The 14,569-nt window shown below is 41.8% G+C and carries 2 protein-coding genes; both read right to left on the bottom strand.

What is annotated here, in order from left to right:
* Positions 1–9 precede the first annotated feature (9 nt).
* A complete protein-coding gene (locus GTQ43_RS17340; RefSeq protein WP_265273989.1) occupies positions 10–4,296 on the bottom strand; it encodes a beta-ketoacyl synthase N-terminal-like domain-containing protein in 4,287 nt (1,428 codons plus the stop codon).
* 2 nt (positions 4,297–4,298) lie between these two features.
* Positions 4,299–14,180, bottom strand: coding sequence for a non-ribosomal peptide synthetase (locus GTQ43_RS17335; RefSeq protein WP_265273988.1), 9,882 nt, complete (start codon positions 14,178–14,180; stop codon positions 4,299–4,301).
* Positions 14,181–14,569 lie beyond the last annotated feature (389 nt).

Here is a 14,569-nt window from a genome sequence, read left to right as displayed (position 1 = left end):
ATTTGTTATTTAAATTGCTATTTCTTCTCTATCAATTGCACCTAAGTTAATATCTGACTCTGGTTGTCTTTCTAGTTTTGGTGCTATTTCAGCTATTGTCGGAGATTCAAACAAACTTGCTACAGATAATCGGGTAGAAAAAGTATTTTTTAGTCGTGATATAACTTGAGCGCCTGTTAAGGAATCTCCTCCTAATTCAAAAAAATTATCATGAATTCCCACCTGCTTAATTCCTAATAATTCTTGCCAGATATCGGCAACTATTTGTTCAATCTTATCACGAGGAGCTATATATAAATTGCGTAAATTAGGTCTGGAGTAGAGTGCCGATAATTTTTCTGGCTGAAAAACATCCGGCTTGATTTGTAATGAAATTTCTAAATTTTGGTCAGCCTCTCTTTGCCTAGATTTTGTGCTAAATGCGGCTGATGCAGAAGCTTGAGCCATAATAATTTGATGTTCCAACGCTTCAGTTTCAGGAAACGCAGCAACTTGAACAAAATCTTGCTCGTGTAGTGCTTCAAACCACTGGTCTTTGATAATAAAAGGCTGACCTGGGTTGCGTCTTTTATCGTCTAAAGGTTTCAACAGCAGACCCCAACTAATATCAAAGTCTATTTTCGGCTGAGTTATTTCCCACACTAGCAGAAAACCCCCAGGAGCTAATAAAGAGCGTACATGATGAAGTGTTTGATCTATATTCCGAGTTGCGTGCAACACATTAGAGGCTATTATTACATCAAAGCTATACTTTTCAAACTCTTGCTCAGTTGGTGATTTGTCTATATCTAGTAATCGATATTCAACAAATGGATAGTCTTTAAACTTATGTTGGGCTTGAGTTAGAAAGCCGCTACCAATATCAGTAAAAGTATAATTGGTTTGTTTGGATGGCAACATAGGTAATAATGCTTGCGTAGACACACCAGTACCTCCACCGATTTCTAGAACTCTCAGGTGAATCGATGATGGCAATGATTTGACTACCTGTTTCAAACTTGAGCGCAAGATGGAGTTGTAGTAATTAATTAAGGGAGATTCTGAATATGAACCGTTGTTTTCCTTTTGGTAAACCAGTTCATTGAAAATCTCTAATGGTTCTTGTTCACCAATAACAACAGCAGCTAAATTTTCACCACAACGTTGCACTAAATCTAAATCTACTAAAGATGAAGCCGCGAACCTCGCTCTGACTTCTTCTAAATGTTCATTAATATAATCTTGCGAACATGGCACTAGCTCACTAAATAACCCCTCTTGTTGCTGTAGTTGTCCTTGTTCAACCAATATTTGCAACCATCTAGATAACAATTGCTGATAGCGGGGAGTTATATGACATTGCGCCAACAAATTCTCTAAAGAATACTTTTCTTCGGAATTCCTAAAAGCACGTAATTGCTTGAATGCAAAGTTAATGTAGGCTGTACATAAACGATCCAACCACTGTCTATTCTCTTGATAGGTTAACTCGTTGAGTTCTGCATTTCTAGTATTTGCTTGTTTTTGACCTGCTTGTGTAAGCAATGTCCACAATTGTGATGTTGTGGGCAAGATTTCCAACTGCCCCCAAGCTGCTTTTTGTGGGGGATCAATCCAATAACGTTGGCGTTCAAAGGGATAAGTCGGTAAGGGAAGACGATAATACTCTTCTTGACTATAAAATTCAAACCAATCTACCTCAACTCCAGCCAACCAGAGTTGACCAAATGTGTTAGATAAAACACGAATATCGGATTGCTTTTCTTGAGGATGACGTACCGAAGTTAAGACCGTTTGTGTGTCTGCTTTGTCTGGATTTCTTTTTACTAATGTAGTTAGTGTATGTCCTGGCCCCACCTCTAGTAAGACTTGCTCAGGTGTTGCTAATAATTTTTCTACACCTTCGGCAAACAGCACTGTGGAACGTAGATGTTGAGCGTAGTAGTCAGGATTTGTGGCTTGTGTAACTGTAATCCAAGTACCAGTTAGGTTGGAGATATAAGGAATTTTTGGGGGATTTAAAGTAACTTTTTTGACTCGCTCTGCAAATGCTTCTAAGATTGGTTCCATCATTTGAGAATGGAAGGCATGGGAAGTATGCAGACGGCGACATTCAATGCCTTGAGCAGCAAGCTGATTTTGTAGTGCATCTACTGCTGCTGTGGAACCGGAAATTACACACTGTGAGGGTTGATTAATTGCTGCAACAGAAAGTTCTGACCCTAATAAGGATGTTAGCTTGTCTGCGGGTAGGGGAACAGAAAGCATTGCTCCAGTGGGAAGTTGCTGCATCATCTGTCCGCGTGCTGCTACTAGAGATAAGGCATCTTCTAAAGAAAAAACTTCTGCTAGGGTTGCTGCGACGTACTCGCCAATACTGTGACCGATCGCAGCTTGTGGTTCTACTCCATAAGACTGCCATAATTTAGCTAGGGCGTATTCAATTACAAAAATAGCAGGTTGAGCGTAGATGCGAAGCAGCTTGTCGTCAGACATCGCTGTTTGTTGAAGTTGCTTTGATGCTTCATCAATCTTTTCGTCGCTGGGGTAGAGAATATGACGCAAATCTAACCCTAGTTGTGGTTTAAGAATTTCTGAGCAATAATCAACTTGTTCTTTAAATACTGTCTGGGTTTCATAAATTTCCCGCGCCATGTTGACATACTGTGAACCTTGACCAGGAAACATAAAGACAACAGGCCGTTCTGTAATCTCTGTATAATTTGTCAAAACTTGTTTTGGATCTAAACTGCTAAGACCTTTGACAGCATCTTCTAAGTCTTGACAAATTAACATTCGTCGGTAATTAAAACCCCGGCGACCACTATTAAGGGTATAAGCTACATCACCTAAATTTAGTTCTGGATGCTCTTTCAAATGTGTAATTAAATTAGCCGTCGCCTTCTCCAGCGCACTCGCAGTCTTAGCCGACAGACATAACAGAAAATATTCACTTTTTAATTTTAAATTTTTAATTTTTAATTGAGTTGGTGCTTCTTCTAAAATTACATGAGCATTAGTACCCCCCATACCAAAAGAACTAACTCCAGCACGGCGAGGGATATTATTTGTTTTCCATTCAGTCAATTTTGTATTGACATAAAAAGGACTGTTAACAAAATCAATTTTGGGATTAGGTGTCTCGAAGTGCAAACTAGGAGGCAGCATTTTATGTTGCAGTGCTAATACAGTCTTAATCAAACCTGCCACACCTGCTGCTGTATCCAAATGTCCTAAGTTGGTTTTTAGCGAACCAATAGCGCAGAAACCTTTTTTATCGGTAGTTTGATTAAAAGCTTGAGTTAAAGCTGTAATTTCAATCGGATCTCCTAAAGGTGTAGCTGTGCCATGAGCTTCGATGTAGGAAATGGTTTCAGCATCTACACCAGCTATAGCTTGAGCCTCGCCAATCACTGCTGCTTGACCGCTGACACTAGGCGCAGTGTAGCCGACTTTCATTGCACCATCGTTATTGATGGCCGAGCCTTTAATGATTGCATGGATGTGGTCGCGATCGCTTATCGCATCCTTTAATCTTTTCAATACCACAATCCCAGCACCGCTACCAGCGATCGTCCCTTGTGCCTTAGCATCAAAAGCACGGCAGTGTCCATCAGGAGAAAGAATCATTCCCTCTTGATGCAAATAACCTATTTTTTGAGGAATGCACAGAGTAACTCCACCAGCTAAAGCCATGTCACATTCTCCATTTAAGAGACTTTGACAAGCTACATGCACAGCAACCAAAGAAGTAGAACAGGCTGTTTGCACATTTACTGCGGGGCCAGTCAAGTTGAGTTTATATGCAACTCGTGTAGGTAAAAAATCTTTATCGTTAGAGATTCCTAACTGAAGAGGGTCAAGCGCTTCTAGTAATTGATGATTAGGGTAAAGGTTGTTGAGAAAATACCTATTCATCCCCACACCACCATAAACCCCCATTAAACCATGATAAGTTTGTGGGTCATAACCAGCTTTTTCTACAGCTTGCCAAGCCAATTCTAAAAATAGGCGTTGTTGTGGATCTATTAACTCAGCTTCTTTAGCGCTATAAGCAAAGAAATTTGCATCAAACAATTCAATGTCTGAGAGAACACCGCTAGCTTTTACATAATTAGGATTATTTAGTAAATCTAGAGAAACGCCGGAATTTATTAATTCTTCATCTGTCAGCCAGGAGATAGATTCTACACCATCTTGTAAATTCTGCCAAAATGATTCAATATCTTTTGCGCCTGTAAATCTACCAGCAACAGCAATTATTGCTATTTCAGAATTGTTAAGTTCATTACTGTTATGCACTGAATTTATGATCATTTTTATCTTTTCCTCTGAGAGCGATATTGTTGTCTAGATTGTAATTGTTGGCTTCTCAAAGCTTTACTTTCACCATGAGATTGAGTACGATAATTGCTTTCCTCTATTGGAGCTTCTTTGCTAAGTTTAGTACTTAAATATTGGTTTAACCTATGTATGGTTGGGTAATTAAACATATCAACTATTGATAGTTCCAAGCCAAATTCTTCTTGCAATTGCTGATTAATTTTTACTAGGAGTAATGAATGACCTCCAAGCTCAAAGAAATTATTGTAAATTCCCACCTTTTCTACTGCTAATGCTTTTTGCCAAATGCCAGCAATGATTCTTTCTACTTCCGTATTTGGCATTACATAATCTAATAGTTCTTGATGTAAATCCGGGTCAGGCAGAGCGCGACGGTCTACTTTACCGTTAGGTGTGAGGGGTAGGGACTCTAGTATGACAAAAGCGGCTGGTATCATATACCCAGGTAATTTATTAGCAAGGAACTCACGCAGTTCGTCCGTTGTGAGTGTTACATCTTTTTGTGGTACTGCGTAGGCGACTAAGCGCTTGTTACCCTCTGTTCCCTCATGGGCGATGACACAGCAGTTCTGCACATCACTATGTTGTCCTAGCAGACTTTCTATTTCTGCCAACTCGATGCGGAAGCCCCGAATTTTTACTTGATTATCGATGCGTCCCAGGTATTCAATATTGCCATCTGGTAGATAACGTGCCAAATCCCCAGTTTTGTAGAGACGACCAGAACCAAAGGGGTTGGGAATGAATTTTTCCTGAGTTAGTTCGGGGCGGTTGAGGTAGCCTCTTGCTAACCCCACACCACCGATATGCAACTCTCCTGGCACACCAATAGGAACTGGTTGCAGATTGCGATCTAAAATGTAGACTTGGGTGTTTGCGATCGCACGACCAATAGATATTTTCTCATTGTCATTGCATTGTGCGATCGCCTTTGGCGTGGCTTTGCCAATCGTGGCACAGACAGTAGCTTCTGTTGGCCCGTAAGCGTTAAAGAAGTTTCTACCAACAGACCATTGCTTGATTAATTCAGCAGGACAAGCTTCTCCGGCGACAATTATTGTTTGCAATGCTGGAAGTTCTGACCCAGGCATAACTGCTAGTGCCGATGGTGGTAGCGTGATATGGGTAATAGAATCATTACGTAATCGCTCAATTAATGGCTGTCCTGGCAATAAAGAGTCTTTGCTTGCTAGGTAGAGCGTTCCACCTGACATCAGCGCCATGACAACTTCCCAAATAGAAGCGTCAAAACTGAAGGAAGCAAACTGGAGAATGCGACTATTAGAACCGACACCGAAAGTTTGAATCTGTGCTTGGGCTAGGTTGGATAGTCCTTTATGCTCAACCATCACACCTTTAGGTTTACCTGTTGAGCCTGATGTGTAAATGACATTAGCTAAATGAAAGGCTTTAACTCCACTGCTGGGATTATCTTGATTATTTTGGGCAATTTGTGACCAAAGTTCATCTAAAAAGACAAGTTTTGCCTGATGTTTGGGGAGTCTGTCAATAAGTTGTTGTTGAGTCAGCAGCACTGAAACTTGAGCATCTTCTAGCATAAAGCTCAAACGCTCAGGCGGATACTCTGGGTCAAGTGGTACATAAGCTCCACCTGCTTTGAGAATCCCCAATAGTCCCACCACCATTTCTAAAGAACGTTCGACGCAAATACCCACCAGAGTATCTGGTTTTACGCCCAATGAGCGCAAGTAATGAGCCAATTGATTAGCACGACAATTTAATTGGTAGTAAGTAAGTTGTTGTTTTCCAAATACAACAGCTGTGGCATTAGGCTTACGCTCTACCTGCTCCTCAAACAACTGATGGATGCACTTATCCCAAGGATAATCTGCCCCCGTATCATTCCATTGCAGTAATAATTGCTGTTGTTCCGCCTCTGTCAACAGTGGCAATTGAGAAATTTGCTGTTCTGGGTTAGCAATAATACCTTCAAGCAATGTCACAAAATGACCAGTCATTCGCTCAATGGTACTAGCATCAAATAAATCGGTGTTGTATTCCCACACCCCTACCAGTCCAGTGGGAGTATTCTGCATAATTAAAGTTAAATCAAACTTGGTAGTTGTACCTGTTAGCTTGAGTGGACTGACAGTTAACCCAGCCAAATCTACTTGAGGCATAGGTGCATTTTGGAGGACAAACATCACCTGAAATAGTGGTGTATGGCTGAGATTTCGTTCTGGCTGTAATGCTTCCACCAGCATTTCAAAAGGTAAATTCTGATGAGCATACGCTCCCAACGCGACTTCTCGAACACGACTCAGCAATTCGCTAAAACTGGGATTACCAGCCAAGTTAGAACGCATGACTAAGGTATTGACAAAAAAGCCAATTAACCCTTCTATCTCAGAGCGATCGCGGTTAGCAATTGGTGTCCCTACTAATATATCTGCTACACCTGTGTAGCGATAAAGCAGGGTATCATAAGCTGCCAACAGCGTCATGAACAGCGTTACTCCATGCTCCTGGCTCAGTTTTGTCAACCAATCAGTTAACTCCACTGACAGAGTAAACTCTTGATACGCCCCAGCAAAAGTCTGCAATGCAGGTCTGGGTCGGTCGGTGGGTAGGGGCAACAAAGCTGGTGCATTCGCTAATTGTTGGTGCCAGTAACTCAATTGACTTTGCAGTACATCCCCTTGCAACCAGTCTCTTTGCCACAGTGCGAAATCTGCGTACTGAATCGGCAGTGGTGTTAACGATAAAAATTGACCTGTTGAATAAGCATTGTACAGTGCTGCTAGTTCTTGAACAAATACACCCATTGACCAGCCATCAAAGACAATATGGTGCATACACAGTAATAAAACGTGTTCTGTCTCGGACAGCACTACTAGTTTTGCCCTGATTAATATTTGCTTTGCCAGGTCAAACGGTTGAACAGCTTGTTGTTGGGCTAATTGTTGTGTAGCAATTTCTTGTTCAGTTGTAGATAAATGTCTTAAGTCAACAACTGATACATTCCAAGTAGCTCCTGTTTGAATAATTTGAATTGGCTCTCCATCAACTGTGATGAAGTTGGTGTGTAAGGCTTCATGACGATAAATAATTTCTTCTAAACTTTGTTCTAAGGCTGCTTGATTGAGCATTCCTGCTAGACGCAAAGCTATGGGTATATTGTATGAGGCGCTGTTCGGGTTTAACTGGTCTAAAAACCATAGCCGTGTTTGGGCAAATGACAGTGGTAATTCTGCATCCCTTGCCCTTGGTACTATGGGTGGGGAAATTAGTTCTAAATCCTGTTGCTGTAACTGTTGAATGTTTTGGGACAATTCAGCAACCGTAGGTGCAGCAAATAAGTTCCGCAAAGGTAATTCTACTTTCAAGCTGGTACGCACACGGGAAACCAGTTGAGTTGCTAGTAGAGAATGTCCGCCAAGCTCAAAGAAATTATCATGAATACCAACTCGCTCAACTTTCAGCACTTGCGCCCAAATCAGTGATAGGATTTCCTCAATTGGGTTACGTGGGGCAACATATCTGTCCGATAATTGGCTGTGAAAATCAGGTGCGGGTAAAGCGCGACGGTCTAATTTCCTATTAGGAGAAAGCGGTAGAGCCTCCAATATGACTATTGCACTTGGAACCATATACTCTGGTAACTTTTCTTTGAGGAAGTTACGTACTTCGCTAATAGAGATTGTCTGTTCTGGTTGCGGCACAATATAAGCAACTAAGCGTTTATCGCCCGGTGTATCCTCACGGACAACTACACAAGATGCTTGTACATCACTCAGTTGACCAAGTACCGCTTCAACTTCGCCTAACTCAATGCGGAAACCCCTAATTTTAACTTGATTGTCAATGCGTCCTAAAGATTCGAGCTTACCGTCAGGTAGATAACGTGCTAAGTCCCCTGTTTTGTAGAGGCGGGAATTAGGGTTACTGCTAAAAGGGTTGGAGATGAATTTCTCTTGTGTTAACTGAGGTCTGTTAAAGTAACCTTGGGCTAAAAGCGCACCTGCAATGTACACTTCTCCTGGCACACCCACAGGTACAGGTTGTAGATATTTATCGAGGATGTAAATTTGCGTGTTAGAAATGGGTCGCCCAATGGAAGGAAGTAGCGGCCATCTGTCTATTGCATCAGGTAGGGTATAACTCGTAGCTAAATGGCTCTCTGACGGCCCATACTGATTATGCAAAGTAATATCAGTTAGTTTGCTCAACCACCCAGAAATCGCCCCAGTAATTTGCAACTGTTCTCCAGAAGTAATAATTTCCCGCAAACCAGTATTAACTATGCCATTCCCCAACGCGACTTCTGCTAGTTGCTGTAAGCCGACAACAGGGAGAAACATTCGCTGAATTTGTTTCTCTTGCAGAAAACCTAACAATGCTAAAGCATCACGGCGTAATTCTTCTGTGATGAGGAACAATGTACCGCCAGAACACCAGGTAGTGAAGATTTCTTGGAAGGAGACATCAAAGCTAACCGAAGCAAATTGCAGGGTTTTTGCCCCACGAGAAATTTTGAGATTGTCTCGATGCCATAAGATATGATTGCAAAGGGCAAGCTGACCCATAGCTATACCCTTGGGTTGACCTGTGGAACCAGAGGTATAAATTATATAAGTTAAGTTATTCGCTTGTACGCCGGAAATGAGATTTTTCTGACTGCACTGGGCTATCAGTTCAGCGTCACTATCTAAGCAAACAAGTTTTGCTTGATTAGGTGGGAGTCTGTCAATAAGTTGTTGTTGAGTCACCAACACCCTAACTTGAGCATCTTCTACAATAAAGCTCAAACGCTCTTGGGGATACTCTGGGTCAAGTGGTACATAAGCTCCCCCCGCTTTTAGTATCCCCAGTAGTCCTATGACCATCTCTAAAGAACGCTCTACACACAACCCGACTAGGACATCTGGTTTTACTCCCAAAGACTGCAAGTAGTGCGCCAACTGGTTAGCGCGATAGTTTAATTGGTGGTAAGTTAGTTGTTGATTTTCAAACTCCACCGCCACTGCATCGGGGGTACGCGCTACTTGTTCCTCAAACAACTTATGGATGCACTTATGGAGTGGATAATCCACCCCTGTATCGTTCCACTCGACAAGTAACTGTTGTTGTTCAACTTCTGTTAACAAAGGCAATTGAGAAAGTCGCTGTTCTGGGTTAGCAATAATACCTTCAAGTAATGTGACAAAATGACTTGTCATTCGCTCAATGGTTCTAGCATCGAACAAGTCAGTATTGTACTCCCACACTCCTATCAGTCCAGTAGGACTGTTCTGCATGATTAAGGTTAAATCAAACCTTGAATTTGCGCCTTTCATTGGGAATGAACTGACACTTAGCCCACTCAGTTCTATTCCAGATGTGGGAGCATTCTGAAGGACAAACATTACTTGGAACAGTGGTGTATAGCTAAGATCCCGTTCTGGCTGTAATGCTTCCACCAGCATTTCAAAAGGTAAATGCTGATGAGCATACGCAGACAACGCTACTTCTCGAACATGAGTCAGCAATTCGCTAAAAGTGGGATTATCTGCCAAGTTAGAACGCATGACTAAGGTATTGACAAAAAAGCCAATTAACCCTTCTATCTCAGAGCGATCGCGGTTAGCAATTGGCGAACCCACCAATATATCTTCTTGTCCTGTGTAGCGATAAAGTAGAGTATCAAAGGCTGCTAACAGTGTCATAAAGAGGGTACAACCTTGTTGCTGACTCAGTTGTGTTAGTTCACCAGTGAGCTTCTGTGAAAGTGCAAACTCTTGATATGCACCGTTATCAGTCTGTACAGATGGTCTTGGTCTGTCTGTAGGCAGCGATAATAAAGCTGGTGCATCGGCGAGTTGCTGTTGCCAGTAACTTAGTTGGCTTTGGAGTACATCCCTTTGCAACCACTGTCTTTGCCATAAGGCAAAATCTGCGTACTGAATTGGCAGTGGTGTTAATGGTGACGGCTGACCTATTAAATAAGCATTGTATAGTGCCGCTAGTTCTTGAATAAACACACCCATTGACCAACCATCAGAGACAATGTGGTGCATACACAGTAATAAGACATGTTCTGTCTCGGAAAGCACTACTAATGTGGCTCTGACTAATGCGCTTTTTGCTAGGTCAAACGGTTGAATCGCTTCTTGTTTAGCTAATTGCTGTGTGACTATTTCTTGTTCGGTTAAGGGTAAATCCTTCAAGTCAACAATTGAGACTGTCCAATTCGTCTGTTGCTGAATGATTTGAGTTGGTTTTCCATCAACTGCGATGAAGTTGGTGTGTAAGGCTTCGTGGCGATGAATAATTTCAACTAAGCTTTGTTGTAAGGCAGTTTGATCAATATCTCCTACTAGACGCAAAGCTGTAGGTATGTTGTAGAAGGCGCTGTTGGGGTTTAACTGGTCTAAAAACCACAAACGCTGTTGAGCATAAGACAATGGTAAGTCTGCATTCTCCGCCCTCCTGAAGATGGGTGGTGCAGACAGTTCTAAGTTTTGTTGTTGCAATTGCCCAATCACTTGTGCCAACTGTGCAACTGTCGCTCTTGCAAACAACTCACGCAATGGTAATTCTACTTTGAAAACATTGCGGATGCGTGAAACTAGCTGCGTTGCTAGTAATGAGTGTCCCCCAAGTTCAAAAAAGTTATCATGAATACCCACTTGCTCTACTTTCAAAACTTGCGCCCAAATTTGTACCAGTATTTCCTCGGTGGGTGTGCGTGGGGCAACATACAATTCTCGTAGTGTGCTGTCTAATTCTGGTTTTGGTAGGGCACGGTGGTCTACTTTCCCGTTGGGAGTTAAAGGTAACGATTCTAGCAGTACCAAAGCACTTGGCATCATGTACTCTGGTAGCTTTGCCTTGAGAAACTGACGCAGTTGTTGGACTGTGGGGGATTGTTCTGTCTGCGGCACTACATAAGCCACTAAACGTTTGTTGCCCGGTTCATCCTCTCGGACTACCACCACGTTTTCCCACACGGCTGGGTGTTGCACCAGTAATGCCTCAATTTCTCCCAACTCAATGCGGAAGCCGCGAATTTTTACTTGATTGTCGATGCGTCCTAAATACTCTAACTCGCCATTGGGCAAATAACGCGCCTTATCCCCTGTTTTGTATAGTTGCGCTTGGGGGTTGGTGCTAAAAGGATGAGAGATAAACCGTTGTTGTGTTAATTCGGGACGATTCAGATAACCACGCGCTACCCCTTTCCCACCAACGTACATCTCACCGGGAACGCCAATTGGCACTGGCTGTTGATGTTCATCCAGCACATACACTTGTAAGTCGGGTATCGGACGACCAATTACGCTTGCTGTGCCATGTAAATCTTCTTTATGCAAGGGGCGATAGGTAACGTGTACGGTAGTTTCTGTAATCCCGTACATATTCACTAATTGGGTTAACTGGTCTCCATAACGCTCAAACCAAGGTTGCAAACTCTTGAGTTCTAGTGCTTCTCCACCAAATATTACTAGGCGTAAGTTTAATGAAGAGGCAGGGGGACTCGGGGCCCCCTCTGGGGATAGGGGGAAGAGGGGGCAGGGGACAGGGGGAAATGATCCCGAAGCCCTACTTTGGTGGAGCAGAGCGAAACATGGCTCACAGTCTCCCGCTTCTGCTAAGTGGTTCTCGTTCTCTTGGGGTAGAATCCCCATCCCCCCTGCTCCCTGCTCCCTGCTCCCTTGCCTCTTTGACTGTTCGGCTTGAATTAATTGGCGGAAAGCTGAAGGTGTTTGATTGAGAACTGTGACTTTTTCTTGACACAATAAATTATAGAAGGATTCGGGCGATCGCGTCACTAAATAAGGTACTACTACCAGCCGTCCACCATACAGCAACGCACCCCAAATTTCCCAAACAGAGAAATCGAATGCATAAGAGTGGAATAATGTCCACACATCATCTTGATTGAAATTATACCAATCTTCTGTGGCTGCAAACAGACGAGTTACATTACTGTGATTGACTAAAACGCCCTTGGGCTTACCTGTAGAACCAGAAGTGTAGATGACGTATGCTAAGTTATTAAGTGTTGCGGTGTTTAGAAGGTTTGTGTTGTACTCTTGAGCAATTTTTAAGAAGTCGCTGTCTAAGCAGACAACCTGTGCAGTATGCTGTGGCAACTTGTTGACTAACTGCTGTTGAGTCAGTAGCACTCTAACTTGAGCATCTTCTAATATAAAGCTCAAGCGATCGCTGGGATACTCTGGGTCAAGCGGCACATAAGCCCCACCCGCTTTGAGAATACCCAATAGTCCCACCACCATTTCTAAAGAACGCTCTACACAAATACCCACCAGTACATCTGGTTTTACACCTAGAGTTTGTAAATAGTACGCCAAATGGTTCGCACGACAGTTCAACTCGTGGTAGGTGAGTTGTTGATTTTCAAACACAACTGCCACCGCATCCGGTGTTCTCTCAACTTGCTCCTCAAACAATTGATGAACACATTTATCTTGGGGATAATCTACGCCTGTATCATTCCACTCAACCAATAACTGCTGCTGCTCAACTTCTGTCAGCAGAGGTAATTGCCAAATCTGCTTTTGAGGATTAGCTACAATACTTTCTAGCAAGGTTACAAAATGCCCTGCCATGCGCGCAATAGTAGTAGCATCAAACAAGTCAGTATTATATTGCCAGCATGGCTCTAAAACTCCCTGAGCTTCTCTTACCATTAAACTCAGATCCAACTGTGCGCCCCGTTGTCCGAGCAAGTATGGCTCCATCTCAAACATTTGTTCTTGAATGTGCAATAATTTCTCTGTTGGTTCGCACCAACGTTGTGCTTGCCAAGTGAAACTAACTTGACATAAAGGAAAACGACTAGGATCTCGTTGTGGCTGAAGTTTTTCTGCTAACAGAGAAAACGGGTAATCTTGATGCTTTTGGGCTTGTTTAACTGTCTTGCTGACTTGAGCGAGAAGTTCGTTGAATGTGGCATTTTCCTTGACAGAAACTCGTAAAACGGTCAGGTTGGAAAAGTAGCCGACAATCTCTTTAAACTCTTTACCCCACCGCCCTCTCATCGGGCTTCCTATGAGGATATCTGTTTGATTGGTGTAGCGGTAAAGTTGGACATAAAATGTTGCTAACAGAACCTGATAAAGGCTGGTTCCAGAAGCTAGAGCTAGATGTTTGAGTTTTTGAGTTAATTGTTCATCTAGCTTTAAAATATATCCTGCCCCTTGATAAGTCTGTATTGGGGGGCGGGGTTTGTCTGGGAGCAAATTCAAAATAGGCAATTCACCAGCTAATTGTTGTTGCCAGTATTGCCACAGTTTTTCTCCCCTAGAACCTGCTAGCATTTCTGACTGCCAGCGAACAAAATCTGCATAAGATTTATTCTCGCTCAGAGAATCTGTTGCAGCCTGGGTTTGCTTTTGACTAGCTTGCTCAATTTCCTGAGCATACAAAGTTTGAAATTCACTCAGCAGTAAATCATAAGACCACATATCACCTGCAATGTGGTGCATTGTTAGCAAGAGAATGTGTTCTTTTGCCGACCGAGTAAATAAATTGACCCTCAAAACTGAATCTTTTTCTAAGTTAAAAGGGCGGTCAGCTATAGCATGAATTCTCTCTTTTAAGTCGTCTTCACTCCAACTGCTGACATCTATTACCTCAATATTAAATTTTTGGTGTTGATTAATTTGGTGAACGGGTTTCCCTTCATAACTGGTATATGTCGTTCTAAGAATAGGATGGTGTTCAATAATTTTTTCCCATACCCGATTAATAACATCAATATTTAAATATGAATTAAGTTTTGCAGTAATAAATATATTATAGGCAACGCTCTCTGGAGCAATTTGGTAGAGAAACCACATTGCTTCTTGACCATAAGAGAGTGAATAACTTTTTTTTATAATTCTATCCATTAGAACTCCTGAGAATACTTAATAATCTTGCCTGTAACAATAAAAATAATGTGTTAAGAGAAACTGTGTGGCTATTTCGTCCATTTTAATAAATCTCATATCATTAATTAAATATTATTAATGGCAAGAAAATATATTTAGTCTATTTAAAACTACAAGTATTATCTACTTTATTTATTTTTTGCTGTTATTGCCCTTAATTTAATAGATATATAATCTCAGTTTTATCAATAAAATACAATAGCAGTTAAGACAGTTAAGCAGACAGTTAAGACAGTTAAGCAGATAGTAAAAATATTTAAAACAGTTAATGAATAATAATTACTAACTGTAATTTATGTGTAACTAGCTACAGAATCACCTAGATAGGAGAGCGATTTTTTTCGGGG

It is taken from the genome of Nostoc sp. KVJ3, assembly GCF_026127265.1.
GTDB lineage: Bacteria > Cyanobacteriota > Cyanobacteriia > Cyanobacteriales > Nostocaceae > Nostoc.
This window is presented reverse-complemented; position numbering and strand designations above follow the sequence as displayed.